The following is a 25,007-nucleotide window of genomic DNA, read 5'->3' as shown; positions in this document are numbered from 1 at the left end:
AACAGTGACATCTCACGCGACGGGTCTGCGGCGGGCGGTACGCGGGCAGGTGCTCGTGCCCGGCGACGACGGCTTCGACGCCGCCCGGCTGCCCTGGAACCGGGCCGTCGAGCAGCGGGTGAGCGCGGTGGTGCGGGTGCGGGACGCGGCCGACGCGGCGGCGGTGGTCAGCTACGCGAGACTGGCCGGGCTGGGCGTGGCCGTCCAGCCGTACGGTCACGGCGCCGGTGACGGGCTCGACGGGCAGATCCTCGTCCGGACCGGCCGGATGCGCGGCGTGGAGATCCGGCCGGAGCGGCGGGTGGCGCGCGTCGAAGCCGGCGTCCAGTGGGGGGAGCTGCTGGCCGCGGCGGCCGAGCACGGCCTGACCGGCCTGGCCGGCAGCTCCCCGGTGGTGAGCGTGACCGGCTACACGCTCGGCGGCGGCATCAGCTGGTTCGGCCGCTCGTACGGCATGGCCGCCGACGCCGTGCGCGCCTTCGAGGTGGTCGACGCCGGCGGCGCCCAGGCGCGGATCACCGCCGAGTCCGACCCGGAGCTGTTCTGGGCGCTGCGCGGCGGGGGCGGCGACTTCGCGCTGGTGACCGCGATGGAGATCGGGCTCGTCCCGGCCCCGCACCTGTACGGCGGGGCCATGGTCTGGCCGGTCGACCGCGCCGAACGGGTCCTCGCCGCCTACCGTGAGATCACGGCGACGGCTCCCGAGGAGCTCACCGTGTGGTTCACGCTCATGCGCTTCCCGCCGCTGCCCGAGCTGCCCGGACCGCTGCGCGGGCTGTCGGCGGTGGCGGTGCACGCCGCGTACCTCGGCGAGGAGGCGGCGGGCCGGGACCTGCTCGCCCCGCTCGACCGGGCCGGGGCCCCGCTCCTCGACACGCGCGGCCGCCTGCCGGCGCACGCCCTGGGCGCGATCGCCGCCGAGCCGACCGAGCCCAAGGCCGGGCTGCTGCGCGCCGAGCTCGTCACCGACCTCGACGACGCCTGCGCCGCCGCGCTGCTCGCCACGGCGGCGGACGGGTCCGTCGCCCCGCTGGCCGCCGTGCAGGTGCGGCATCTCGGCGGGGCGCTGAGCCGTCCCGCCCCGGGCGGCGGCGCCTGCGGGCACCTCGCCGAGCCGTACGCGCTGAGCATGCTCGGGCCCGCCGACACCCCCGAGCTCGCCGCCGCCGTCAAGGAGCGGCAGGCGGCGCTGTCCCGGGCGATGGTCCCGCACACCAGCGGGCGCAAGCCGTACACGCTGCTCGGTCACGGGGAGAAGGCGGCGGCGGCGTTCCCGGGCGACGTGCTGGCGCGGCTGCGCGACGTCAAGCGCCGCCGCGACCCGCACGGGGTCTTCCGCGGCAACTTCCCGGTTCTGGGCTGACCGCCTCACGCCGCGCCCGCTGGTCCTATCCTGCGGGGCATGGTGATGATCGTGCGCGGGTTCGCGGCCGTCGTCCTCGCGGTGTGCCTGGCCGCGTGCACCGCGGAGCCTCCGGCGCGTCAGGCGTCGCCCACGTCCGCGCCGGGTCCTTCGCGGACGCCCTCGACGTCTCCGACGTCCCCGACGTCTGCGACGCCCGCGACCCCCGCGACGCGCGGGGCGTGCCGCGCGGGCTGCGACACGGCGAAGGCCCGCGACTACAACGGTGACGGCTACGCCGACCTCGCCATCGGCGCTCCCGGAGAGCCGCCGGACGAGGGGCGCTCCACGCGGGGCGGATACGTCGTCGTCTCGTACGGCGGGGCCCGGGGCCTCGACCCGCGTCGCCGGACGGTGCTCCGGCCCGGGCAGGGCGGCCTGCCGCGGGGCTTCACCGAAGGGGAGAACTTCGGCGCGTCGTCCGCCGGCGGCGACTTCGACGGCGACGGATACGCCGACCTCGCCATCGGCGCGAGTTCCGAACGCTCCGACGGGCCCGTCGCCGTGACGATCGTCTTCGGAGGCCGGGACGGGCTGTCGGCCCGGTCGGCGGTTCTGATCACGCACGAGGACCCGACGTTCGGGGAGCTGCTGGCGGCGGGCGACTTCAACGGCGACGGCCATCAGGACCTGGGGGTGACGACGGTGGAGGGGGCATGGGTCGTCTACGGGAGCGCCGGGATGCGGCGGCAGCCGCCGCGGCCCCGGATGGTCCGGCGGACCAGCGCCGTCAACGCGCTGGCCGCGGGCGACGTCACCGGTGACAGGATCGACGACCTCGTGGTCGCCTTCTCCGACGACGACCCGGCCGACGAGGGCACCGGAGCCGTCCACCGGGGGTCGCCCGCCGGGCTGAAGGGCGTGGCCGGCCCCACGTTCGACGCGTGGGGGGTGGGGGCGCTGGCGGTCGGAGACGTCGACGGGGACGGCTTCGGCGACGTGATCGCGGGCAACGCCTACGCCGACGCCGACGATGCCGGAGGCCAGATCTTCCTCCACCGCGGATCGGCCTCGGGGCCGGCGGCCGAGGGGGTGCTGATCTCCCAGAACTCTTCCGGCGTGCCCGAGGACTCCGGGGACGGCGACGGGTTCGGCGGGGATCTCGCCGTCGGCGACGTCAACGGCGACGGGTACGCGGACGTGGCGGTCGGCGCGTCGGGCAAGTTCGAGATGCAGGGCGCGGTCTTCCTGCTCCACGGGGGGCGGGGCGGGCTGCCGGGGGACGGTGCCCAGGTGCTCAAGCCGGGTGACGCGGGCTTCGCGAGTGACGTTCAGGGGTTCGGGGCCTCGTTGCGGCTGGCCGACTTCGACAAGGACGGGAGAGCCGACCTCGCGGTCACGACCCGCACCGAACCTCTGGTCGCCGTGCTGGCAGCCTCGCGCGAGGGCGTGCGCACCACGAAGCCGCTGCTCATCGGCCCCGAAGGGGCAGGCACGCCCGGCGAGGGCTCCGATTTCGGCCGATCGCTGACCTGACCGTGCGCGGCTCGCCGGCGGCGAAAACCGGGTGCGGGCCGCCGGCGCGGTGGTATGTGATCGGGACCATGGCGATCGTGTCGGGTGTGCCGCGTGTCGACGGGCTGAGCAGGGTTGTCGGCGTACTGCGCGAATGGCAGCACGACGGGGCGCCCGTGCACCTGCATCCGGGCGACCTGGGCTGGTTCTGGCGGTTCGGCGCGGCGGCGACGGCCGCGGCGGTCCGGACGTGGAGCCGGGACGGCCGGATCGTCGCCGTCGGCCTGCTGGACGGTCCCGGGCTGTTGCGGCTGGCGATCGCGCCGGACCTTCAGCGGGACGAGGAGCTGGCGCGGCGGCTGGCCGAGGACGTGAGCGACCCGCGGCGCGGCGTGCTGGACGAGGGGAAGGCGAACGTCGAAGCGCCCAGGGCCGCGCTGATCCGGGAGCTGCTGTCCGGGGACGGCTGGGACGACGACGAGGCGTGGACGCCGCTGTGCCGCGACCTCACGGAGCCCGTGGAGGACCCGGGCATGCGGGTCGAGGTGATCGGGCCGGAGCGGGCGCACGTGCGGGCCGCCGTGCAGCGGGCGTCGTTCGACGGCTCGACGTTCACGGAGGAGCGCTGGCGCGCGATGGCGGCCGGAACGCCGTACGCCGACGCCCGGTGCCTGGTCGCCCACGACGAGCGGGGCGCCGCGGTGGCGGCGGTGACGGTGTGGTCGGCCGGGCCGGGCAGGCCGGGGCTGCTCGAACCGATGGGCGTGCACCGGGAGCACCGCGGCCGCGGCCACGGCAGGGCGATCACCGTCGCCGCGGCGGCCGCGCTGCGGGAGCTGGGCTCGTCCAGCGCCATCGTCTGCACCCCGAGCTCCAACGCCGGCGCCGTCGCCACCTACGGCTCAGCCGGCTTCCGGCGGCTTCCCGAGGTCCGCGACAAACACCGGGACGCCTGAACGGGGCGACGCGAGGGGTGCGCGTGCGAAAGCGGGCGCAGACGTGCGCGTGCGGCCGTCGTCATGCCCGGCCGAGGTCAGCGGGCAGCAGGGCGCGCATCGCGTCCCGGACGGCGTCAAGGTCCACCGCCTCGGGCGCGACCCGCCACTGGACGTGAACGCCGATGATGGCTCCGATCATCAGCACCGTGAACGCCTCCGGTGTGGTGCCCGGAGAGAGCGCCTGGGCCGGTATCCGGGCCAGCACCGCCTGACGTAGGGCCGCGTGCAGCCGCGCGTAGTGCTCGCGGATCGGCGAGTCCACCTCCACCGCCTCGGCCAGCAGCGTGATGAACAGGCGCGTGACCGGCAGGCGGATGAAGCCCATGACCTGGTCGAGCGGATCGCCGGGGCGCTCGCCCTCGGACGCGGCGATGCCGGCCAGCATGCCGTGGACCCGCTCGTCGAGGACCGCCTCCAGCAGGCCGAGCTTGTTGCCGAAGTGCCAGGGGATGGAGCCGCGGCTGATGCCGGCCCGCTCGGCGATGTCGATGAAGCTCGTCTGCCGGTACCCCTTCTCGGCGAAGAGCTCGGCCGCGGCCGTCACCAGCAGCCGGCGGCTCTCCTCGGTCCTCTGGATCCGTCGCGTGGCCATGCCGACCATCAAACCAGGTATGCCGACTGACAGAGCAAATGCTGTCAGCTATAGCCTGTGTTAGCCAACATAGAACTGCGAAGGAGGTTGTCATGCGGTGGGTGACCTACGCGACGGACACCGGCGACCGCGCCGGAGTGATCGGCGACGACCGGATCCACCCCGTCGCGCCGGGCGTCAGCCTGGTCGAGCTCATCGGCCGGGGCGCCGAGGAGCTGCGGGCGGCGGGAGAGGAGGCCCTGGCGTCGCGGGCGCACACGGTGCCCCTGGCCGAGGCCAGGCTGCGCGCGCCGATCCCGCGCCCGCCCTCGGTGCGCGACTGCCTGTGCTTCCTCGACCACATGCGCAACTGCCGGCAGGCCGCCGGCCGGCCGCGCACCCTGGAGGACGCCTGGTACGAGATCCCGGCCTTCTACTTCGCCTGCCCCTCGACGGTCGTCGGCCCGTACGACGACGTGCCGATCCCGCCCGGCAGCGCCTGGTTCGACTTCGAGCTGGAGATCGCCGCGGTCATCGGACCGGGCGGCCGGGACCTCACGCCGGAACAGGCCGAGCGGCACATCATCGGCTACACCGTCTACAACGACTGGTCGGCGCGCGACCTGCAACTGCGCGAGGCGCCGCTGGCGATCGGCCAGGCCAAGGGCAAGGACGGCGCGACCACGCTCGGCCCGTTCCTGGTGACCCCCGACGAGCTGGAGCCCTACCGCCGCGACGGCCTGCTCGCCCTGCGGGTCGAGGCCACCGTCAACGGCAGGACCATCGGCACGGGCAGCACCGGCGCCATGGACTGGAGCTTCGGCGAGGTCGTCTCCTACGCCTCGCGCGGCGTGGACCTGGTGCCCGGTGACGTGTTCGGCTCGGGCACCGTGCCCGGCTGCTGCCTCGTCGAGCACCTGTCGCTCGCCGAGCCGGCCGCCTTCCCGGGCTGGTTGCGCGACGGGGACGTCGTCGAGCTGACCGTCGAGGGGCTGGGCAGCACGCGCCAGAGCGTCCGCGCGTCCGCCGCGCCGTACCGGCTGGCGCCCCGGCACAACCCGGACCGGCGGCCCGCGCGCCCGCGCGTCAACCGCGCATCGTCGAGGCTGCCCTACACGCGCGGGCTGCACGAGGTGGGCGCGGGCGTGTGGGCGTGGCTGCTGCCCGACGGCGGGTACGGCTGGAGCAACGCCGGGCTGGTCGCGGGACAGGGCGCCTCCCTGCTGGTCGACACCCTGTTCGACCTGCCGCTGACGGCCGAGATGCTCGACGCCATGCGCGCGGTCACCGACCGCCACCCGCTCACCCACGCCGTCATCACCCACTCCAACGGCGACCACACCCACGGCAACCAGCTCCTGGGCGAGCACGTGCGGATCGTCTCCGCCGAGGCGACGTGCGCGGAGATGCGGCACGAGCTGCCCCCGGAGCTGATGGCCGCCGCCCAGGTCATGGACCTGGGGCCGGTGACGCCGTACTTCCGCGAGCGTTTCGGCGCCTTCGACTTCGGCGGCATCCACCCGCGGCTGCCCGACCTGACCTACGACGGGGAGCTCGTCCTGGACGTCGGCGGTCGCGAGGTGCGCGTGACGAACCTCGGCCCCGCCCACACCGGCGCCGACTCCGTCGTGCACGTGCCCGACGCGGGCGTGCTGTTCGCGGGCGACCTGCTGTTCGTCGGCTGCACGCCGATCGTGTGGAGCGGCCCGATCGCCAACTGGATCGCCGCCTGCGACGCGATGATCGCCACCGGCGCCGAGACGATCGTCCCCGGCCACGGCCCGGTCACCGACCCCGACGGGATCCGCGCGGTGCGCGGCTACCTGGCGCACGTGGTGGAGCAGGCCGACGCCGCCCACGCCCGCGGCCTGTCCTTCGCCGAGGCGGTGCGGGCCGTGGACCTCGGCGAGTACGCCACCTGGCTGGACTCCGAGCGGATCGTGGTCAACCTGCACCGCCGCTACCGCGAGCTCGACCCCACCGGCACACCCGAGCAGGGACAGCTGGCGCTGATGGCCATGATGGCGGAGAGGGCGCTGTCATGAGGCTGCCGGACAGCGCGTACACCTCCCGGCCCTGGCGCGTCCACGAGTTCGCCGGCGACTTCGCGGTGGAGGACGTGTGGTCCTTCCGCACTCCCGGAGCCGGACCCGACGACTTCCCGGTCATGCTCGCGGCGTTGCGCGAGCACGGCCGGCTCGCGAGGCAACCCCAGCCGGCGCGGTTCCTGTTCGACCTCCGGTGGAAGCTCGGCGCGCTGCTCGGCTGGGACGAGCCGTCGTCGGGCGTCGGCCGGCGGGTCGCCTCGCTGCGCGACCGCCTGCCGGACGACCTCCGTGACGCTCCTCGCGGCCCGGACGACGAGCACATGCCGCTCAAGGCGGTCTACGAGCTCGACACGGAGGCCGTCCGCGAGCTGGCGAACAAGACCGTGCACACCCTGATGCATCTCGGCTGGGTGCGGGGGGCGGACGGCGACCACGAGCTGCGGATGACCGTGCTCGTCAAGCCCAACGGGCTGTTCGGGCGGCTCTACATGGCCGCCATCGCGCCGTTCCGCCACCTCGTCGTCTACCCGGCCCTGACCCGGCAATGGGAGCAGGCCTGGCGCGAGCGCCACCACGACGGAGAAGAGGGGACCTCACGATGAAGTCCGGGAGACGGCTGCTGCGCTGGGCGAGCGGGATCATGGTCGTGCTGGGGCTCGGGCACCTGTCCCTGGTGGCGATGACCGCCTGGACGGACGTCGCCGGCTGGGCGGATCGGGGGGTGTGGGCGGCCGTCCCGCTCGACCTGTCCACCGGGACCGCCGGCTCCCTGCGCAACGCGCTCACCTTCTGGGCCGGCCCGGGCAGCTTCGCCGTCCCTCTGGTCCTCCTGGGGTGCCTGACCTGGCGGCTGGCGGGACGCGGGGTGGCCGTGCCCGCCGGCATCGGCTGGGGCCTGGCGGCGTGGTGCGCGGTGGGGGGCGTCCTGCTGGTGCCGTCGCCGTACTTCGCCGGGACCGTCGCGGGGCTGCTCGTCGTCCTGGCCGCGCGGACGAAGGACCGGGCTGCTCTACGCTGACTGCGACAAGGGCGACGGGAAAGGGGATGTCGCGTGCGGGCCGGTGCCGATGCTTCACACGCTGCTTCGCTGGACGCCGTCCTTGAGCGCATCACCTACGCCAACGAGGAGACCGGCTACACGATCGCCCGCGTGGCCACCGAGCGCACCGGCTCGGAGCTGCTGACCGTGGTCGGCCCCCTGCTCGGCGCCCAGGTGGGGGAGTCGCTGCGGCTGAGCGGACGCTGGACCTCCCATCCCCGCTACGGCCGCCAGTTCGAGGTGTGGTCGTACACCACCGTGCTGCCCGCCACCGTGCAGGGGATCCGCCGCTACCTCGGCTCGGGCCTGATCAAGGGGATCGGCCCGAAGATGGCCGAGCGGATCGTCGACCACTTCGGCACCGACACGCTGGAGGTCATCGAGACCGCGCCCGAACGCCTGGTCGAGGTGCCGGGCCTCGGCCCCAAGCGGACCAAGATGATCGCCGCCGCCTGGGAGGAACAGAAGATCATCAAAGAGGTGATGATCTTCCTCCAGGGCGTCGGCGTGTCCACCTCGATCGCCGTGCGCATCTTCAAGCAGTACGGCGAGCAGTCCGTCACGGTCGTGCGCACCCGCCCGTACCAGCTCGCCGACGACGTGTGGGGCATCGGTTTCAAGACCGCCGACACCATCGCCCAGGCCGTCGGCATCCCGCACGACAGCCCGGAGCGGGTCAAGGCCGGCCTGCGCTACACCCTGTCGCAGGCCGCCGACGACGGTCACTGCTACCTGCCCGCCCCCAATCTCGTCGCCGACGCCGTCAAGATCCTGGACGTGCCCGCCGCGCTGGTCACCACCTGCCTGGACGAGCTGGTCGCCGCCGAGGGCGTGGTGCGCGAGGAGATCCCGGCCGGCGACAACGTCGTGCCCGCCGTCTACCTGCCGCCCTTCCACCGGGCCGAGCTGTCGCTGGCCGGCGGTCTGCTGAGCCTGCTGCGCGGCGGCCACGACCGGCTCAGGGCGTTCGCCGACGTCGACTGGGAGCGCGCCGAGACGTGGCTGGCCGAGCAGACCGGCGCCGAGCTGGCCCCCGAGCAGCGCCAGGCCGTCCGGCTGGCCCTGACGCACAAGGTCGCCGTGCTGACCGGCGGGCCCGGCTGCGGCAAGAGCTTCACCGTCCGTTCCATCGTCACCCTGGCCCGCGCCAAGCGGGCCCGCGTCATCCTGGCCGCCCCCACCGGCCGCGCCGCCAAGCGCCTGGCCGAGCTGACCGGCCACGAGGCGACCACCGTCCACCGGCTGCTGCAACTGCGCCCCGGCGGTGAGGCCACCTTCGACCGCGACAACCCGCTCGACGCCGACCTGGTCGTGGTGGACGAGGCGTCCATGCTCGACCTGCTGCTGGCCAACAAGCTGGTCAAGGCCGTCGCGCCGGGCGCGCACCTGCTGTTCGTGGGCGACGTCGACCAGCTTCCCTCGGTCGGCGCGGGCGAGGTGCTCAAGGACCTGCTCGCCGCCGACGACATCCCCCGCGTACGGCTGACCCAGATCTTCCGCCAGGCGCAGGAGTCCGGCGTGGTCGTCAACGCCCACCGCGTCAACACCGGCCGCCACCCCGTGCTGGAGGGCATGAAGGACTTCTTCCTGTTCCCCTGCGAGGAGCCCGAGGAGATCGCCCAGCTCACCGTGGACGTCGTCGCCCGCCGCATCCCCCGCAGGTTCGGCCTCGACCCGCGCCGCGACGTGCAGGTGCTGGCGCCCATGCACCGTGGCGCCGCCGGCGCGGGCGCCCTCAACCTCGCCCTGCAGGAGGCGCTCACCCCCGCCCGCGAGGGCATGCCCGAACGCCGCTACGGCGGGCGCGTCTTCCGCGTCGGCGACAAGGTGACCCAGCTGCGCAACAACTACGACAAGGGCGCCGCCGGCGTCTTCAACGGCACCGTCGGCGTCGTCACCGACCTGCGCCCCGACGAGCACAAGCTCACCGTCCTGACCGACGAGGACGAGCAGGTCGAGTACGCCTTCGACGAGCTCGACGAGCTCGCCCACGCCTACGCCGTCTCCATCCACCGCTCGCAGGGCAGCGAGTACCCGGCCGTGGTGATCCCGCTGGCCACCAGCGCCTGGATGATGCTGCAGCGCAACCTGCTCTACACCGCCATCACCCGGGCCAAGCGGCTGGTGGTCATCGTCGGCTCGCGCCGCGCGCTGGCGCAGGCGGTGCGCACCAAGGGCGCCGGGCGGCGTCACACCAGCCTCACGCACCGCATCTCGCGCGGCTGACCCGTCTTTACCTGCGCTTGACCCGGCCCTGACCTGCGGTTGACCGCAATAAGTGATCTAAATGTGACCGAACTCTCCCAAACGAATCCGCGTCATACATGCATCGGCATTAAGGTTTTTTGGGTGCAGTTTTGACTGACTGCCATGGGGGAGAGGACAGACTTGAACATCGCGTCTGGTTGGAAGAAGCCCACCGCGGGCATGGCGCTGCTCGCCGCAGCCGCCCTGACGGCTTCGTGCTCGAGCGGCAACGCCGCCACGGGCAACGCCGGCGCGCCCGACGCCACCACGTCCGCCACGCCGCAGGCGCCGACGATCACCATATCGCCCGCCGAGGGCAACGCGAAGGTCAGCCCCGACAAGAAGATCGTCGTCACCGCGTCCGGCGGCACGCTCGACGAGATCAGCGTCCAGGGCAAGGACGACGACGACGAGATCACGGGCACCTTCAACGCCGACAAGACCCGCTGGGTCTCCAAGGGCACGCTCAAGCCCTCCACCGGCTACACGGTCACCGCCAAGTCCGGCGTCACCACCGCCACCAGCGCCTTCACCACGATCAAGCCCGAGCGCCCGCTGCAGGTCGCCGACGTCACCCCCAACGCCAAGGGCGAGACGCTCGGCGTCGGCGCGCCCATCATCGTCACCTTCAACCAGCCGGTCACGCAGAAGGCCAACGTCGAGCGGGCGCTGAAGGTCGAGGCGGAGAAGCCCGTCAAGGGCGCGTGGCGCTGGATCAACGACACCGTCGTCATCTACCGCACCGCCACCTACTGGCCGGCCCACCAGAAGATCACCTTCACCGCCGACATCGAGGGCGTCAAGGCCGGCAAGGGCACCTACGGCGTCAAGGACTACACCGCCGACCTCAAGATCGGCGCGAAGGTCATCAGCAAGGTCAACACCCGCACCCACATGATGTACGTCTACAAGGACAACAAGCGGGTGCAGACCATGCGCATCAGCGCCGGCAAGGGCGACACCCGCGAGTACACCACCACCTCCGGCGTCCACCTCACCATGGAGCGCGGCAACCCCGTCCGGATGATCTCGCCGGGCCGCAAGAAGGGCGACCCGGGCTACTACGACGTCATGATCAACCACGCGGTCCGCATCTCCAACTCCGGCGAGTACGTCCACGCCAAGGACAACGTCTGGGCCCAGGGCCGCGCCAACGTCAGCCACGGCTGCGTCAACGCCCGGCCCGACCAGGCCAAGTGGTTCCACGACACCATGCAGCGCGGCGACGTCGTCGACATCACCGGCACCAGCCGCAAGCTGGAGTGGAACAACGGCTGGGGCTTCTGGCAGATGCCGTTCTCCGAGTGGAAGAAGGGCAGCGCCCTCTGACCCGCGCCCTGCGGCTCCGAGGCCCGGCCCGCGCCCTGCACGGTCCACGACGTCCTCCCACCCGCGCGTGCGTGGACGCCCACCTGCGCCGTCAGGTCTCGCCGAAGGTCCGCCGGTAGGCGCCGGGTGTGGTGCCGAGCTGCGCCCGGAACCGGCGACGCAGGTTGACCGCCGAGGCGAGTCCGACCCGGGTGGCGATGGCCTCCACCGGAAGGTCGGTCTGTTCCAGCAGTATCCGTGCCGCATCGAGGCGCCGGCTGAGCAGCCACTGTCCCGGGCTGGTGCCGAGCTGTTCGCTGAACCGCCGGGCGAGGGTTCGGCTGGACAGGCCGGCGCGTTCGGCGAGATGGTCGAGGGTCAGTCTGGTGTCGAGGCGGGTGGTGGCCCACTCCAGCAGTGGCGCCAACGACTCGTTCGTTCTGGCCGGTGCGGGCTGTGTGACGTACTGGAGCTGGCTGCCTTCCCGGTGCGGCGGCAGGACCATGCGCCGGGCGATCTGGGAGGCGTACGCCGCCCCGTGGTCGGAACGCGCCAGGTGCAGGCACAGGTCGATGCCCGCGCCGGTCCCGGCACTGGTCGCCACGTCGCCGTGGTCCACGAAGAGCACCTCCGGATCCAGGGGCACCTCGGGGAAGGCGGCGGCGAACCGGGCGGCGCTGCGCCAGTGGGTGGTGGCGCGGCGGCCGTCGAGCAGTCCGGCCTGAGCGAGGATGAACGCCCCCGTGCAGATCGCGACGATCCTGGCCCCGCGCCGGTGGGCGCCCAGCAGCGCCTCGATGACGTCCGGCGACACCGGCGCGTCGGGAGGCTGCCGGCCCGGGACGACCACGGTGTCCGCCTCCCGCAGAGCGGACAGCCCCGCCTCGACGAGCATCGAGTAGCCGGCGCCGGTCGGCAGTGGTCCGGGGTGCTCGGCGCAGACCCGGAAGCTGTAGCGGGGCGGCGCGTCCGGCGGGGCGATGCCGAAGACCTCGAAGGCGCAGGCCAGCTCGAAGGGCGACTGCGGCGGGGTGAGCAGGGCCACCACGCGATGAAGCGACATGGCAAGAATGTACCTGTAGGTGACATTCCAGACTCTCGGCCCGGCAGGCCGGCCTCGGCCACAGTGGGCCCATGAGCGAAATCAGCGAATCGACGGTGCTGCGGACCGAGATCCAGGTCGACGGCGAGCCGGCCAGCTATGTGACCGTGGAGCGGGACGGCCCGGCCGTGCTCCTGCTGCACGGAACGTACTGGAGCCGGGTCTGGCTTCCGGTGATGGACCGTCTGGGCGCGGCCGGGCTACGACCCGTCGCGGTCGACCTTCCCGGGCTCGGGCGCTCGGGAGGCGAGCTCACCCTGGAAACGGGCACGGTCCCGGCCCTCGCGGACTGGGTGGCGCGCTTCGCCTCCGCGCTGAAGCTGTCCGGGCCGATCGCCGTGGCGGGTCATGACATCGGGGGCGCTGTCGCCCAGCACCTCCTCGTCCACGATCGGCTGGAGGTGTCCCGGCTGGCCTTGGTCAACTCGGTCACCTACGACTCCTGGCCGGTGCCCGGCGTGGCCCGGTTCCGAGACCCGGCGGTCGTGGCCGCGACCACCGCCGACGAGATCCTCGCCGCCCGCCGGAAAGCCGTGACAGAAGCGCTGGCCGGTGCCGCCACGGAGCAGCGGATAACGGACTATCTGCACCCGTGGACCGACGCGCGGGTGTGCCGCTCCTGGATGGCCATGGCGGGCGCAGCCGACAACCGCTACACCCGGGACGTCGTCCCCGCCCTCCGGCGGAACGCGACACCCAAGCTGCTGATCTGGGGCGAGGACGACGGCTTCCAGAAGGTGGAGTACGCCGAGCGGTTCGCCTCGGAGATCCCGCACACCACACTCCTGCGTATCCCGGACGCCGGACACATCCCCATGGAGAACGCGCCCGGTCAGGTCGCACGCGCACTCGTCGACTTCTGCACGGCATAGCGTCCTCCAGGGTGTACTCGCGGGCGAAACCGCGGCCGACACGACCGTCGCGCCGGTCTCCGGAGGCGCCTCTCACCATCGGTACTCAACCAATCGGCAGAAGAGGATCCCCATGACACCTTCTCCCTCTCCTTCTCCCTCTCCGGAAGCTTTCCGCAGGTACAGAGCCGACGGAAATGAGCGCCTGCGCGGCAGCGGCCCGTTGTTCGAGTCCTTCTTCTCGCTGGACGGAGCAGCGTACGCGCCCGGCGCCCTGCCCGTCTCGGTCAAGGAACTGCTCGGCCTCGTGGTGTCCGTGATGAAGGACTGCGAGGAATGCGTCTACCATCACCTCGAACGATGTGACGAAGAGCGGGTCGCTCGTGACCAGGTGCTGGAGGCGCTGCAGATCGCCCTCGTAGGAGGCGGGTCGGTCACCATTCCGCTCCTTCGCCGGGCCGTCTCTCACATGGAGAAACTCCCGAACCTCGGCGATGGAAGGGCGTGAGTGAGGTTCACGTGGAAGCGAGGGCTCTGCTGTGGTTGCGCACCTCCGCGAACGTGACGACGCCCGCTGCGATCACCAGTGCGGCGAGCACATACATGGCCGTCCGGTATCCGGCCGTGAGGGCCTGCACGTGCGCGATGCCCTTGCCCTCCAGCGCGCTGGTCCGGCTGGACGCCAGCGAGAGCAGCACGGCGACGCCGAGCGCGATGCCGAGCTGGAAGGAGGTCTGCCGCACCCCCGCCGCCAAGCCCTGCTCACGAGGCGTGACCCCCGCCGTGGCGGCGATGGTGGAGCTGACCGTGGTGGCGAGGGTCGCCATGCCCATGGGAAACAGCGCCAGCCCGAACAGCACCAGGTTCTGTGCCACCGCCACCTGCGACGCGACCAGGGCGACCAGCAGGCCGGCGCACACGGGGGCGCCGGCCAGCGACGCCGCCAGGCCGATCCGCGGGATCAGCCGTCCGAGGAACACGCCCCATATGACGTTCACCAGCCCGATGGGCGCCACGATGAGCCCCGCCTGCACCGGTGTGCGCCCCATGACCTCCTGCAGGTACAACGTGACCAGGAGATACGCCGAACCGGACAGCAGCCCCGAGGCCAGCGTCACGACGTTGGCGGCCCGCAGCAAGCCCGACCGGAACAGCCCGAGACGGACCAGCGGATCGGGGTGGCGGTGCTCCACGACAACGAAGAGCGCCAGCACGCCCAGTCCGGCGGCCAAGGGGACGACACACTGAGGAGACGTCCACCCCTGGGCGCTCGCCCGGGTCGGCGCGACGACGACCAGCGCGACCCCCACGGTGATCAGCACCGCGCCCAGCACATCGAGCCGGCCACGTCGCGCGGCCACCGGAGACGGCGCGACGAGACGGGGAACCAAGACCGCCATCAGGGCGCCGACCGGCACCGTGACGTAGAAGACGCTCTGCCAGCCAAACGAGTCCACCAGCAGCCCGCTGAACACCAGACCGCCGACGAAGCCCAGCACGGTGGCGATCCCGAACCTGCTCATCGCCCGCGCCCTCGCCGCCCCTTCGGGAAACGCATCGGCCAGCAGGGCCAACGCGGTCGGAGCGATGGCCGCCGCCGACAGGCCCTGCAGGACACGGCAGGTCACGAGCATGGCGGCATCCACGGACAAGCCGCACAGCAAGGAGGACAGCGCGAACCCGACCATGCCCAGGACGAAGAGACGACGCCGCCCGAAGAGGTCCCCGACCCTGCCACCGAGAATGAGCGCGCCTCCGAACGCGACGTTGTAGGCGGTGACGACGGCCTGCACACCTGACGCGGAGAAGCCGAGGTGATGCTGGATGTCCGGCAGTGCGACCGTGACGATCGACGCGTCCAGCATGATCATGAACTGGGCCGACAGCACGATCATCCATCCCCGCCCACCTCCTCCGCCTCCTTGCCCTCGTCCGCCTCCGGACGACTGCGGTCGCATCGACCTTCCCCCTTCCCCCCGCAAGGCCGGGCCTTCCGGGGCACCCGATCGGACGGCCGGCTTCTCCAGACGCCGTCGACATCGGGCACCGATGCTTCCGTCCCCTGCCGCGAGAGCACCGGCGGAAATCGGCCCTCGCAACAGAGACGCCCGTAAGAAACGTGTCATGAGCCCCAAACGAGGATGATCATGAGACTTGTGCGGTGATATCGCGAACTCGACAAGGCGGTCACTCTGGCCCGGGAACTGCGCGCGACCGGGGTGGCGGTGCGGGCACACTCGTGGTGCGGGTCCAGCGCACTGCATGGCACCCTAACGCCGTATCTCGGCCGTACCCCTAGCTGGGCTGGAAGCCGAGGCCGCCCGGCGCGGCCTGACGCTGGTCGGCCGAGCGCCCCTTACCTCGAAAGCCGACTTCGCGGCCGCGTCGAGTAGCCGGCAATCCGAGACGGGTCTCAGCCGACAGTTTGGGGTCCGTCAAATCCGCGCAGAAACCCGAAGAACCGCCGAGAGGTCTGTTTTGCCCAGACTTTTTGGGGGACGGCCAGACCAACCCCGTACCACCAGCCAAGGCGAGCAGGCCGAAAGCGATCTGGTGGGCAGCGGGCATCTCGCCGAAGAATCAAGCACCTGCCCCCGGCCGAGGTCCGCGCCGATCGAAAGGGGTTCTGCGCGCACGTTGACATCGCCGCGCGTACCCGGGCACCGGCTCGCACACCGACCCCTGCGCCGGCTTCCAAGGGAACCACTTCCTCGCCCTGGTGAAGGCCGAGCTCCACGGCGAGCTTGCCAAACCCGTCGCCTGGTCCCGGACCTCGTCTACACCAAGGCAAGCCGTACATGAAGGGCGCGACGTCGACGTGGACGGCCTGTACGGCGCAGGCTCCACGGCCGCCACCGAGGCGAGTGACTGGCTGGATCATCCTGCTTGGCACCCGCGGCGTGCTGGTGGGCCCGCACGATGGTCGAGTCGACGCAGACCCGCCCGGTCCTGGATTGGCCGGCAGCAGCGGCGCGATACGTTCCCAGGCGGCATCCGTTGACTCATGGCGACGAACCATGTACCCATCGAGCCGCACCCGAGCTCACCATGCTGCCCGGATCGGCGAATCCGCAGGTCCAACCCTGCTTCCAGATCCACAGAACACGGCCTTGGGCTGGGCAGGTTGTGAGTTGCCACCAGTCCTCCTGGCTGCCAGTTCTGTTTCGTCTGGTTCTCTGTGTCAACAGACGCAAGCACGCCAGGAGTCATGGGTCGTGGTGGCCATCGACGCGGCGCGACGATCGGCGGTCCCGAGTCTGATCGGTCGTGCCGGCCCGCCGCGTCGTCGCCGGCCTCGCCCTGGGCGCGGGAAGGTAGCGGCCCGCCCCTGGGGTCAGTTGTTCGCGATGAAGTCGGCGACCAACCGGTTGAACTCGTCGGCGTGCTCGATCATCGCCCAGTGCCCGCAGCGGTTGAGCAGCACCAGCCGGCTGTCCGGGATGTTGGCCAGCAGGTACAGGGAGGTCTCGAACGACACGACCCGATCGTCGCGGCCGTGGATGAGCAGGGTCGGCACCTGGATCGTCGGCAGTAGCTCCGGTTTGACCCACTTGGGCAGCGGGGCGCCCTTCGGCAGGCCGTCCACGTAGTTGCGCAGGTGGTCGGGGCGGGCGAGTGCGGCGTCCGAACGGGCCTGGCACAGCTCGGGGGTGGCGAACCGCGCCTTGTCGTAGACCATGATCTCGACGAGCCGGCGCATGTTCTCCGGGCTGGCGTCCCGGTACGCCTCGATCAGCACCTTCAGCCCCTCGGACGGGCCGTCGCCGGCGCCGAACAGCGTGGGGATCCGGCCGACCGGCGGTCCCATGGTGATCAGGTGCGAGATCCGGCCGGGATGCTCGGTGGCCAGCCGTAGCGAGGTCTGCCCGCCCATCGAGTTGCCGACGAACGCGGCCCGCTCGATGCCGAGGGCGTCCAGGAACTGGATCGCCGCCTCCACGTGGTCGAGCCGGTCGACGGTCGCCGGGTCCGACTCGCCCCAGCCGGGCATGTCGACGGCGTGGACGTGGAAGTGCTCGGCCAGCGCCTCGATGTTGCCGGCGAAGTTGCTCCAGCCCGTGGCGCCCGGCCCGCTGCCGTGCAGCAGCACGACCGGATGGCCGGAGCCCGCCTCGTAGTAGCGCAGCTTCCAGTCCTTGGTCCGGACGGTGCGTGCGATGTCCTTGGCGTCGAGTGCCATCAGTGGTCCTTCCCGTTCGGCGCGGGCGCGGCGGCCAGCAGCCCGGCGACGACGCCCGGGGGGCGGTGGCCCCAGCTGTGCAGCTTGTCGAGCGTCTTCACCTCCCACGTCGCGTCGTCGATGATCAGTCCGCCCCAGCCGTACTCGACGCTGAAGCCGGAGGGGGTGTGGACGTAGAAGCTGAACATGTGGTCGTTCGGATGCATCCCGAGCGTCATCTCGAACGGCTGCCTGGCGTCCATGCATCGGTCGTAGGCCAGGCCGACGTCGCGGATGTCGGTCACCTCGACCATGAAGTGGTGGGTCTTCTTCGGCGAGGGCAGGTCGCCGAAGGCCACGGTGTGGTGGCGGCCGTTGCAGTGCAGGAAGATCAGGTCGGCGACCACGCCCGGGGCGAGCTCCTCGACGATGACGTCGCTGACCTTGAAGCCGAGCAGGTCGATGTAGAAGTGCAGGTACTCCTCCCGGGAGACGCCGTGGGCCAGCAGCACCTGGTGGCCCGCGCCGCCGGCGCCGGTCACGAACCCGCCGAGCAGCTTCGGCGACTCGAACGGGGTGGCGGCGTCGGCCAGGCCGGTGACCAGCTCGACCCGGTTGCCCATGGGGTCGGCGGTGACGAAGACGCGCTCGACCTTGCGGGCGGCGGCGAGGGCGTCGTCTCCCTCGGTGACCTCGACGCCGGCCGCGCGGACCTTGTCCACCAGGGCGTCCAGCGCGGCGGCGTCGGAGACCTCGTAGCCGGTGGCCACCAGGTCGTCGGCAGGGCCGCCGGTGACGATCCAGCGGTGGGCCTTCTCGTCGGTGCGCAGGGTGAAGCCGCCGTCGGTCTTCTCGCCGAAGCGCATCCCCAGCAGCTCGACGGCGAAGTGCTCCCAGTCGGCGAGGTCGCTGACCTCGTAGACGACGTAACCGAGCTCCTTGACTCCGGACATCTCTCTTCTCCTCTCGGGTGACGGGTTCAGGCGGGTACGGCCAGGCCGCTGACGTCGGCCGCGGCGACGAACTTGTCGGGACGGACGGCCACGGCGCGGACGCCGTACCTGCGCAGCCAGGGCAGCAGGATCTCGTCGAGGTCGACCAGCTCCTCCGGCCCCTGCGTGTAGGCGGTCTTCGGCCGTACGGCGAGGTAGCGGGCGCCGAGCGCGTCCCAGCCGGCCCTCTCCTCCGCCGTCAGCAGGGTCGCCGGGTCGACGTCGTCGCCGAGCAGCACGAAGCCGTCGCCGAGCAGGTCGTCCAGGCGGGCCATCCGGCCCGTGGCGTCGCCGGCCACCGGCTGCGGGACCATCCGGCCGACGATGCTGGCGTCCCCCAGCGGCCCCCTGATCCAGCCGCCTTCGAGTACGGGCGGCGCGGTGAGCGGCGGCTCGTACGGGGTGACCGTGCCCTGGGGGACGGCGTTCATCGCGGCCTGCTCCTCCTCGGACAGTTCCTGCTTGATGACCCGTCCGAGCTGGACGGCGAGGCCGGTGTAGAAGGCGGTGTTCGGACGCCGTTCGGCCTCGTAGGTGTCCAGCCAGCTCTCGGGCAGCTCGCCTCTGATCACGCGGGCGAGCTTCCAGCCCAGGTTGTGGGCGTCGCGCATGCCGGACTGCATCCCCGCGCCGGCCCACGGCGGCATCAGGTGGGCCGCGTCCCCGGCCAGGAACACCCGGCCCTGGCGCCAGGTGTCGCACATCCGGACGTGGTGCTTGTAGAAGGCGTGCCGGTGGATCTCGACGTCCTGCTCGGTGACGCCCAGCGCCTTCAGCAGCGGCCAGACCTCGGCGCTGGTCGGGTAGTCCGCGGGGGACTCCTCCGGCTTGAGCGGGATCTCCCACCGGTGGTTGCCGGCGGAGAGCGCGATGTCGACGACCGGTCGCTCCTTGTCCGACCAGAACGTCAGGAAGTCCCGGTCGGGCCACCAGCGCTTGACGCGGCAGTCGATGACCACCCAGGTGACGTCGTTGGTGTCGCCCAGCAGGCGGCAGCCCACCTCGCCGCGGATCGTGCTGGCGCCGCCGTCGGCGGCGATCGCGTACCGGGCGCGGGTGGTGCGCGTCCGGCCGGTCGCGGTGTCCGTGGAGGTGACGGTGACGCCGTCGGCGTCCTGGGCGACGCCCGTGACGTCGGCGCCGTAGTGGACGGTGATGCGGTCGCCGTGCTCCTGCGCGGCCGCGCGCAGCTCGGCCTCCATGGTCGGCTGGTAGATGTTGTAGAAGCGCGCCTTGCGGCCCAGCGTCGAGGGCGGGTGCTCGATCCGCATGATCTCCAGGCCGCCGTAGGTGACCCAGCGCAGGGCCCGCTGGGGGTCGATCTTCTTCTCGATCCGCTCGTCGATGCCCAGGTCCTGGAAGATCCGCATCGTCCAGTCGTTGACGGTCACGGCCCGTGCCCGGGGGTAGATGTCCGTGTCCCGTTCCAGGGCGACGGCGGACACGCCGTACCTGGCGAGGGTGAGCGCGGCGATCACGCCGGTCGGGCCGTACCCGACGATCGCGACGTCCGCGTCGTAGCTGTCGGTCATGCGCTGACTCCGTTCTCGGCCGCCGGTGATCCGATGCCGCACTTTTGGACCGAACGTTCGGTCCAATCGTGAGGAGACTAACAACGCCCTGCGGCGACGTGTCAAGACCTGTCCACGAACCGGTTACCCGGACCGCGTCCGCCTCCGGCCGGCCCGCCGGACGAGCCGCCGTCCCGGGATCCCTAGAATTCGGCTGGTGGAGAAGTCGGCGCGGGAGGCGCACACCGGAAACAGCCGCGGCCGCCGGTCCCGGCAGGAGATCCTCGACGCGGCCGCCCGGGTGATGTCCGTGCGCGGCTACGCCGGGACGTCGATCTCGACGCTCGTGAAGGAGACCGGCCTGCCCAAGAGCGCCTTCTACCACCACTTCGAGTCCAAGGCGGGGCTGCTGTCGGCCGTCATGGCCCAGGGGGCGCGGGGCTTCTTCGAGGCGATGCGCGAGGCCCACCGCGACCCGCCGGCGGGCGGCACCCCCCGCGAACGCCTGGGCTGGTACCTGCGCCGGACCGGCGAGGTCTTCGTGCACCACGAGGAGTTTCTCCGCCTGCTGCTGGTGCTGGTGATGAGCAAGGAGGCCGACGAGGCCCCGGAGGCGATGCGGACCGTCATCGACGTCCGCGGCGAGGGCCGCGAGCTGATGCGGCACATGATCCGCTCGTCGTTCGCCGGCGAGGGCGAGGCGGCCGCGGACGCGGTCGCGGACGCCCTCGCCCACTTCGGCATGGCCGGATTCGACGGCGCCTTCGTCTCGCTCCAGTCCGGGGACGGCAAGCCGATCGCGGAGTTCATGGAGCAGCTCGCCGACGCCCTGGTGGCGATCGGCGAGTCGCTGATCGCCGGCCGCCGGGGCGCGCCCGGCGGCTGACGGTCAGGCCGACTGCTGCTCGCACCCGGCGGCGAGCGTGAGGGCGATGTCGACGATCATGTCCTCCTGGCCGCCGACCAGCCGGCGGCGGCCGCACTCCATCAGGATGTCGCGCACGTCGACGCCGTACCGCGCGGCGGCGGCCTCCGCGTGCCGCAGGAACGACGAGTACACGCCGGCGTACCCGAGGGTGAGCGTCTCCCGGTCGACCCGCACCGGACGGTCCTGCAGCGGGCGGACGATGTCGTCCGCGGCGTCCTGGAGCTGGAACAGGTCGCACCGGTGCTCGAAGCCCGACAGGTCGGCGACCGCGACGAACGCCTCCAGGGGACAGTTGCCCGCGCCCGCCCCGTGACCGGCCAGCGACGCGTCGACCCGGTGGACGCCGTTCTCGACCGCGACGACGGAGTTGGCGACCGACAGCGAGAGGTTCTCGTGGGCGTGGATGCCGATCTCGGTCCCGGCGTCGAGCACGTCGCGGTACGCGCGGACCCGCGCGGCCACGTCGTTCATGGTGAGCCGGCCGCCGGAGTCGGTGACGTAGACGCAGTGCGCGCCGTAGGACTCCATGAGCTTGGCCTGCCGGGCCAGCTCCTCGGGCGGGGCCATGTGGGAGAGCATCAGGAACCCGGACACGTCCATGCCGATCTCGCGGGCCGCGGCGATGTGCTGGGCGGAGATGTCGGCCTCGGTGCAGTGCGTGGCGACCCGGACGGACCGCACGCCGAGGTCGTAGGCACGCTTCAGCTCGTGGACGGTGCCGACGCCCGGCAGCAGCAGCGTGGTCAGGCGGGCGCGCCGCAGCACCGACGCGGCCGCCTCGATCCACGCCCAGTCCGTGTGCGAGCCGGGACCGTAGTTGAGCGACCCGCCGGCCAGGCCGTCGCCGTGCGCGACCTCGATCGCGTCGACGCCGGCCCGGTCCAGCGCGGTGACGATGCGCTTGACGTCCTCCAGGCCGATGCGGTGGCGGACGGCGTGCATGCCGTCGCGCAGGGTGACGTCCTGGACGAAGATCGGGGTGGTCATCGAAGGCCCGCCTTCCATGCGGCGATGCGTTCCGCGACCCGCAGGCCGGCGGAGGTCATGATGTCGAGGTTGCCGGCGTAGGCCGGGAGATAGTGCGCGGCGCCCTCGACCTCGAGGAAGACCGACACCTGGTGGGTGGGCCGAGCCGCGCCGGCGGCCAGCAGCGTCTCCACCGGCTGGTCGGCGGGCACCTCGGTGATCTGCACCTGCTGCTTGAGCCGGTAGCCGGGGACGTAGGCGGCGACGTCGGCGACCATCTTCTCGACCGACCGGCGGATCTCGTCGTGGACGGCCGGGTCCGGCGCCGCGACCAGGCACAGGACGGTGTCCCGCATGATCAGCGGCGGGTCGGCCGGGTTGAGGATGATGATCGCCTTACCGCGGCGCGCCCCGCCGATCTGCTCGATGGCGGCCGAGGTGGTCTCGGTGAACTCGTCGATGTTGGCCCGGGTGCCCGGCCCGGCCGACTTCGAGGCGATGGACGCGACGATCTCGGCGTACTCGACGGGCGCCACCCGGCTCACGGCGGCGACGATCGGGATCGTGGCCTGGCCGCCGCAGGTGACCATGTTCACGTCGGGCGCGTCGAGATGCTCGTCGAGGTTGACGGCGGGGACGACGTAGGGGCCGATCGCCGCCGGGGTCAGGTCGATCAGCCGCTTGCCGAGCGGGAGCAGCTTGGCGGCGTTCACCTCGTGCGCCTTGGCCGAGGTGGCGTCGAAGACGATCCCGATCTCGGCGAAGCCCGGCAGCGCGATCAGGCCGTCGACGCCTTCGGACGTCGTCGGGACGCCCATCCGGGCGGCGCGGGCCAGGCCGTCGGACGCCGGGTCGATGCCGACCATGGCGCCCATCTCCAGGTGGCGCGAGCCGCGCAACACCTTGATCATCAGGTCGGTGCCGATGTTGCCCGAGCCGATGATCGCGACCTTCGTCCTGCTCATGCTGCTGCTCCTTCGGTGAAGCGGACCGTCACGGTGCCGAGGCCGGACAGGGTGGCGGTGACGGTGTCGCCGGCGGCGACCGGCCGCATCGGGCCGAGCGCGCCGGACAGGACGACCTGGCCTGCACGCAGCGGCTCGCCGAGGTCGCGGGCCATGCGGGCCAGCCACACGACCGCCTCGATCGGGTCGCCCAGGCAGGCCGCGCCGGTGCCGGTGGAGACCTCCTCGCCGCCGATGCTCATCGACATCGCGACGTCCACCGGGTCGAACTCGTCGAGGGTGCGGCGTTCCGTCCCGAGGACGTAGGCGCCCGAGGAGGCGTTGTCGGCGACCGTGTCGCCGAAGGAGATGTCCCACCCGGCGATCCGGCTGCCGCAGATCTCCAGCGCGGCGACGGCGTACGCGATCGCGGCGCGGACCTGGGGGGCGTCGAGGGGGCCGGCGTCCAGGTCGGCGCGGAGCACGAACGCGATCTCCGCCTCGGCCCGCGGCTGGAGGACCCGGCCGATCGGGATCGTGTCGCCGTCGGCGTAGGCCATGTCCTCGAACAGCACGCCCAGGTCGGGCTGGTCGACGCCGAGCTGGCGTTGCACCGCCTCCGACGTCAGGCCGATCTTGCGTCCGGTGATCCGCGCGCCGGCGGCCAGCCGGGAGGCGGCCAGCGCGGCCTGGACGGCGTACGCGGCGGCCAGGTCGTCGCGGCCGATCAGATCCCGCACGGGGGAGCACGGCACGCCGGACGCGGCGGCGCCGGCCAGCCGCTCGGCCGCGGCGGCGATGTCGGACGGGCTCGCGGCGGCGAGCCCGTTGGTCTCGTTCATCCCCCCACTGTGCAGGCAGGATGCCGCCCCAACCAGCACATCGTCTCGTTCAGCGATACGCTGTGCCGGTGACCGATCGGGCCGACCTCGACACCGTGCTGGGCAAGGCGGTGACGATCCTGCGCGCCTTCCGGCCCGACGACCGGGTCGTCAGCCTCGCCGAGCTGGTGCGGCGCACCGGCCTGCACAAGGCGACCGTCCACCGGCTGTCGGGCGACCTGGTCGCCAACCGCCTGCTCGACCGCGCCGACGGCGGTTACCGGCCCAGCCGCGGCCTGTTCGAGCTCGGCATGCTCGCCTCGGTCGAACGCAGCCTGCTCGAACTGGCGATGCCGTTCCTCCAGGACCTCTACGAACGCACCCACGAGACCGTGCACCTCGGCGTGCGCGAGGGGCACGACGTCGTCTACGTCGCCAAGATCGGCGGCCACCGCCAGGCCAGGGCGCCCTCGCGCACCGGCGGCCGGATGCCGCTCCACTGCACCGCGATCGGCAAGGCGCTGCTCGCGTACGCCGCGCCCGACCTGCGGCGCGAGGTGCTGACCGGGCCGCTGGAACGGCGTACGCCGCACACCGTCGTCGTGCCGAGCATCCTGCGCGGCCAGTTGCGGCGCGTCACGGAGACCGGGGTCGCGTTCGAGGCGGAGGAGTCGGCCGTCGGGCTGGTGTGCGTCGCCGCGCCGGTGCTGGGGCGCGGTGACGAGCCGCTCGCCGCGATCAGCGTGGCCGGCCCCACCGGCCGGTTCCGGCCGGAGGGGCACGTGGCCGCGGTGCGCGCGGCGGCGGCCGCGCTCGGCAGCACGCTCACCCGGCGCGACCTCCTCCGGTGAACGGGCTGAGCAGAGGGACACGCCGTGCGGGCGGGCGGCTCAGAGGGCGCGGCTGATCGCGTCGGCCGCGGCCGTGAGCGCGGTGACGAGGGGTTTGATCCCGTTCGGGGAGTAGCGCACGCTGGGCATCGAGATCGACAGCGCCGCACCGGTCGCGCCGTCGCGGCCCTTCACCGGGCATCCCACCGCGACCACGCCCCGCTCGGTGCGCTCCAGGTTGAGCGCGACCCCGCTGCGCCGGACGGACCGCAGGTCCCGCCGTAGCCGCGCCAGGTCGGGCAGTTCCTCGGCCGGGTCACCCCGGTCGCCGGGGGCGTAGAGCTGCGCCAGCTCCTCGTCGGAGAGGGCCGCCAGCGCCACCAGGCCGCCGGTGGCCTGGTGGGCCGGGAAGACCATGCCCTCACGGCTGCCCACCCGCAGGGCCTGCCCGCACTCGACCGAGGCGATGAAGCGCACGTTGCGCCCGGTGCGGATGCTCAGGTTCACCGTCTCGTCGATCCGGTCCACCAGCGCCCGCATCTCGCCGAGCGCCGCCGCCCGCAGCGCGCCGACGTCGGACTGCGCGCGCTCGGCCAGTGCGAGGACCGGGCCCACCCGGTAGCTGCGGTCGTCGTTCTGCACCGCGAAATCGCGGTACACCAGCGCGGTCAGCAGCCGGTGGGCCGTGGAGCGGGCCACGCCGAGCCGCTCGGCGGCGGCCGAGACGGTGATCACCTCGTCGAGCTGGAGGATCTGCGCGAGCCGCAGGGCATGGTCGACGCTGGTGGGCGCGTAGGCCGGCGGGGTCTTCATGAGCTTGGCCATGGAACCGATC

At 72.3% G+C, this 25,007-nt stretch carries 22 protein-coding genes; 12 read left to right on the top strand and 10 right to left on the bottom strand.

Annotation, left to right across the window (positions count from 1 at the left end):
• Window positions 1–4 precede the first annotated feature (4 nt).
• The 3 genes from HT134_RS42055 to HT134_RS42045 all read left to right on the top strand — a co-directional run bounded on the left by HT134_RS42055 (window position 5) and on the right by HT134_RS42045 (window position 3,813).
• Entirely contained in the window at window positions 5–1,363 is a 1,359-nt protein-coding gene (locus tag HT134_RS42055) for an FAD-binding oxidoreductase (protein ID WP_312888855.1), read from the top strand.
• 39 nt (window positions 1,364–1,402) lie between these two features.
• Complete coding sequence (locus HT134_RS42050) at window positions 1,403–2,878, top strand: FG-GAP-like repeat-containing protein (protein ID WP_175606099.1); 1,476 nt, start codon at window positions 1,403–1,405, stop codon at window positions 2,876–2,878.
• A gap of 68 nt (window positions 2,879–2,946) precedes the next feature.
• A complete protein-coding gene (locus HT134_RS42045; protein ID WP_175606098.1) occupies window positions 2,947–3,813 on the top strand; it encodes a GNAT family N-acetyltransferase in 867 nt (288 codons plus the stop codon).
• Between the two features lie 61 nt (window positions 3,814–3,874).
• On the opposite strand, the gene HT134_RS42040 is transcribed toward HT134_RS42045, so the two are convergent.
• A complete protein-coding gene (locus HT134_RS42040) occupies window positions 3,875–4,447 on the bottom strand; it encodes a TetR/AcrR family transcriptional regulator (RefSeq protein WP_175606097.1) in 573 nt (190 codons plus the stop codon).
• A gap of 92 nt (window positions 4,448–4,539) precedes the next feature.
• Here HT134_RS42040 and HT134_RS42035 point away from each other — a divergent pair, with 92 nt between their 5' ends.
• The 5 genes from HT134_RS42035 (at window position 4,540) to HT134_RS42015 (ending at window position 11,089) form a co-directional block, all read left to right on the top strand.
• Window positions 4,540–6,471, top strand: coding sequence for a fumarylacetoacetate hydrolase family protein (locus HT134_RS42035; RefSeq protein WP_175606096.1), 1,932 nt, complete (start codon window positions 4,540–4,542; stop codon window positions 6,469–6,471).
• Window positions 6,468–7,076, top strand: a complete 609-nt coding sequence (locus HT134_RS42030) for a DUF2867 domain-containing protein (RefSeq protein ID WP_175606095.1) — start codon at window positions 6,468–6,470, stop codon at window positions 7,074–7,076. The genes HT134_RS42035 and HT134_RS42030 overlap by 4 nt, the downstream gene beginning before the upstream one ends.
• Complete coding sequence (locus HT134_RS42025; protein WP_175606094.1) at window positions 7,073–7,492, top strand: DUF6463 family protein; 420 nt, start codon at window positions 7,073–7,075, stop codon at window positions 7,490–7,492. The genes HT134_RS42030 and HT134_RS42025 overlap by 4 nt, the downstream gene beginning before the upstream one ends.
• Before the next feature lie 33 nt (window positions 7,493–7,525).
• Window positions 7,526–9,739, top strand: coding sequence for an SF1B family DNA helicase RecD2 (gene recD2, locus HT134_RS42020; RefSeq protein WP_175606093.1), 2,214 nt, complete (start codon window positions 7,526–7,528; stop codon window positions 9,737–9,739).
• 162 nt (window positions 9,740–9,901) lie between these two features.
• Window positions 9,902–11,089, top strand: coding sequence for a L,D-transpeptidase (locus HT134_RS42015; RefSeq protein WP_175606092.1), 1,188 nt, complete (start codon window positions 9,902–9,904; stop codon window positions 11,087–11,089).
• A 91-nt stretch (window positions 11,090–11,180) separates the two neighbouring features.
• On the opposite strand, the gene HT134_RS42010 is transcribed toward HT134_RS42015, so the two are convergent.
• Window positions 11,181–12,131: a GlxA family transcriptional regulator gene (locus tag HT134_RS42010; RefSeq protein WP_175606091.1), complete on the bottom strand. Its 951-nt coding sequence runs from the start codon at window positions 12,129–12,131 to the stop codon at window positions 11,181–11,183.
• Between the two features lie 71 nt (window positions 12,132–12,202).
• On the opposite strand from HT134_RS42010, the gene HT134_RS42005 reads away from it, so the two are divergent.
• Together HT134_RS42005 and HT134_RS42000 are read left to right on the top strand one after the other, a co-directional pair.
• Window positions 12,203–13,042: an alpha/beta fold hydrolase gene (locus tag HT134_RS42005; protein ID WP_175606090.1), complete on the top strand. Its 840-nt coding sequence runs from the start codon at window positions 12,203–12,205 to the stop codon at window positions 13,040–13,042.
• Between the two features lie 202 nt (window positions 13,043–13,244).
• Window positions 13,245–13,529: a carboxymuconolactone decarboxylase family protein gene (locus HT134_RS42000; RefSeq protein ID WP_175606089.1), complete on the top strand. Its 285-nt coding sequence runs from the start codon at window positions 13,245–13,247 to the stop codon at window positions 13,527–13,529.
• Window positions 13,530–13,536: 7 nt separating this feature from the next.
• Here HT134_RS42000 and HT134_RS41995 read toward each other — a convergent pair whose 3' ends face one another.
• From HT134_RS41995 to HT134_RS41980, 4 genes are all read right to left on the bottom strand, one after another.
• Entirely contained in the window at window positions 13,537–14,916 is a 1,380-nt protein-coding gene (locus tag HT134_RS41995; protein WP_175606088.1) for an MFS transporter, read from the bottom strand.
• A 1,439-nt stretch (window positions 14,917–16,355) separates the two neighbouring features.
• The gene (locus HT134_RS41990) at window positions 16,356–17,201 is read right to left on the bottom strand and encodes an alpha/beta fold hydrolase (RefSeq protein WP_175606087.1); all 846 of its coding nucleotides are present in this window, start codon (window positions 17,199–17,201) and stop codon (window positions 16,356–16,358) included.
• On the bottom strand, window positions 17,201–18,133 hold the full coding sequence (locus HT134_RS41985) for a VOC family protein (RefSeq protein ID WP_175606086.1): 933 nt from the start codon (window positions 18,131–18,133) through the stop codon (window positions 17,201–17,203). The genes HT134_RS41990 and HT134_RS41985 overlap by 1 nt, the downstream gene beginning before the upstream one ends.
• A 26-nt stretch (window positions 18,134–18,159) precedes the next feature.
• Window positions 18,160–19,704, bottom strand: coding sequence for a bifunctional 3-(3-hydroxy-phenyl)propionate/3-hydroxycinnamic acid hydroxylase (locus HT134_RS41980; RefSeq protein ID WP_175606085.1), 1,545 nt, complete (start codon window positions 19,702–19,704; stop codon window positions 18,160–18,162).
• 196 nt (window positions 19,705–19,900) lie between these two features.
• On the opposite strand from HT134_RS41980, the gene HT134_RS41975 reads away from it, so the two are divergent.
• The gene (locus HT134_RS41975; RefSeq protein WP_217709012.1) at window positions 19,901–20,569 is read left to right on the top strand and encodes a TetR/AcrR family transcriptional regulator; all 669 of its coding nucleotides are present in this window, start codon (window positions 19,901–19,903) and stop codon (window positions 20,567–20,569) included.
• A 3-nt stretch (window positions 20,570–20,572) separates the two neighbouring features.
• Here HT134_RS41975 and dmpG read toward each other — a convergent pair whose 3' ends face one another.
• Genes dmpG through HT134_RS41960 form a run of 3 tightly spaced genes read right to left on the bottom strand, consistent with a single transcriptional unit; the run spans window position 20,573 to window position 23,363 of the window.
• Window positions 20,573–21,598, bottom strand: a complete 1,026-nt coding sequence (gene dmpG / locus HT134_RS41970) for a 4-hydroxy-2-oxovalerate aldolase (protein WP_175606084.1) — start codon at window positions 21,596–21,598, stop codon at window positions 20,573–20,575.
• Window positions 21,595–22,542 (bottom strand): acetaldehyde dehydrogenase (acetylating), encoded by a 948-nt coding sequence (locus HT134_RS41965; protein ID WP_175606083.1) that lies wholly within the window; start codon window positions 22,540–22,542, stop codon window positions 21,595–21,597. Before HT134_RS41965 ends, dmpG begins: the two co-directional genes overlap by 4 nt.
• Window positions 22,539–23,363: a 2-keto-4-pentenoate hydratase gene (locus HT134_RS41960; RefSeq protein WP_175606082.1), complete on the bottom strand. Its 825-nt coding sequence runs from the start codon at window positions 23,361–23,363 to the stop codon at window positions 22,539–22,541. Before HT134_RS41960 ends, HT134_RS41965 begins: the two co-directional genes overlap by 4 nt.
• 68 nt (window positions 23,364–23,431) lie before the next feature.
• Between HT134_RS41960 and HT134_RS41955 the strand changes: the two genes are divergently transcribed.
• On the top strand, window positions 23,432–24,193 hold the full coding sequence (locus HT134_RS41955) for an IclR family transcriptional regulator (protein WP_175606081.1): 762 nt from the start codon (window positions 23,432–23,434) through the stop codon (window positions 24,191–24,193).
• A 39-nt stretch (window positions 24,194–24,232) separates the two neighbouring features.
• On the opposite strand, the gene HT134_RS41950 is transcribed toward HT134_RS41955, so the two are convergent.
• Window positions 24,233–24,997 carry an IclR family transcriptional regulator gene (locus HT134_RS41950; protein WP_175606080.1) on the bottom strand — a complete coding sequence of 255 codons (765 nt, stop codon included), beginning with the start codon at window positions 24,995–24,997 and terminating at the stop codon, window positions 24,233–24,235.
• Between the last annotated feature and the right edge of the window lie 10 nt (window positions 24,998–25,007).

The sequence above is a fragment of the Nonomuraea rhodomycinica genome (assembly GCF_013363995.1).
Lineage (GTDB): Bacteria > Actinomycetota > Actinomycetes > Streptosporangiales > Streptosporangiaceae > Nonomuraea > Nonomuraea rhodomycinica.
The sequence above is the reverse complement of the archived record's forward strand: the minus strand, read 5'-3'. Positions and strand labels throughout refer to the sequence as shown.

What these genes read in the sequence shown, in the direction of transcription:
- HT134_RS42050 (WP_175606099.1), top strand. Translation starts at nt 1,403, where the DNA reads ATGGTGATGATCGTGCGCGGGTTCGCGGCCGTCGTCCTCGCGGTGTGC.
- HT134_RS42045 (WP_175606098.1), top strand. Translation starts at nt 2,947, where the DNA reads ATGGCGATCGTGTCGGGTGTGCCGCGTGTCGACGGGCTGAGCAGGGTT.
- HT134_RS42040 (WP_175606097.1), bottom strand. Translation starts at nt 4,447, where the DNA reads ATGGCCACGCGACGGATCCAGAGGACCGAGGAGAGCCGCCGGCTGCTG.
- HT134_RS42035 (WP_175606096.1), top strand. Translation starts at nt 4,540, where the DNA reads ATGCGGTGGGTGACCTACGCGACGGACACCGGCGACCGCGCCGGAGTG.
- HT134_RS42030 (WP_175606095.1), top strand. Translation starts at nt 6,468, where the DNA reads ATGAGGCTGCCGGACAGCGCGTACACCTCCCGGCCCTGGCGCGTCCAC.
- HT134_RS42025 (WP_175606094.1), top strand. Translation starts at nt 7,073, where the DNA reads ATGAAGTCCGGGAGACGGCTGCTGCGCTGGGCGAGCGGGATCATGGTC.
- HT134_RS42010 (WP_175606091.1), bottom strand. Translation starts at nt 12,131, where the DNA reads ATGTCGCTTCATCGCGTGGTGGCCCTGCTCACCCCGCCGCAGTCGCCC.
- HT134_RS42005 (WP_175606090.1), top strand. Translation starts at nt 12,203, where the DNA reads ATGAGCGAAATCAGCGAATCGACGGTGCTGCGGACCGAGATCCAGGTC.
- HT134_RS41995 (WP_175606088.1), bottom strand. Translation starts at nt 14,916, where the DNA reads ATGATCGTGCTGTCGGCCCAGTTCATGATCATGCTGGACGCGTCGATC.
- HT134_RS41990 (WP_175606087.1), bottom strand. Translation starts at nt 17,201, where the DNA reads ATGGCACTCGACGCCAAGGACATCGCACGCACCGTCCGGACCAAGGAC.
- HT134_RS41985 (WP_175606086.1), bottom strand. Translation starts at nt 18,133, where the DNA reads ATGTCCGGAGTCAAGGAGCTCGGTTACGTCGTCTACGAGGTCAGCGAC.
- HT134_RS41980 (WP_175606085.1), bottom strand. Translation starts at nt 19,704, where the DNA reads ATGACCGACAGCTACGACGCGGACGTCGCGATCGTCGGGTACGGCCCG.
- dmpG (WP_175606084.1), bottom strand. Translation starts at nt 21,598, where the DNA reads ATGACCACCCCGATCTTCGTCCAGGACGTCACCCTGCGCGACGGCATG.
- HT134_RS41965 (WP_175606083.1), bottom strand. Translation starts at nt 22,542, where the DNA reads ATGAGCAGGACGAAGGTCGCGATCATCGGCTCGGGCAACATCGGCACC.
- HT134_RS41960 (WP_175606082.1), bottom strand. Translation starts at nt 23,363, where the DNA reads ATGAACGAGACCAACGGGCTCGCCGCCGCGAGCCCGTCCGACATCGCC.
- HT134_RS41950 (WP_175606080.1), bottom strand. Translation starts at nt 24,997, where the DNA reads ATGGCCAAGCTCATGAAGACCCCGCCGGCCTACGCGCCCACCAGCGTC.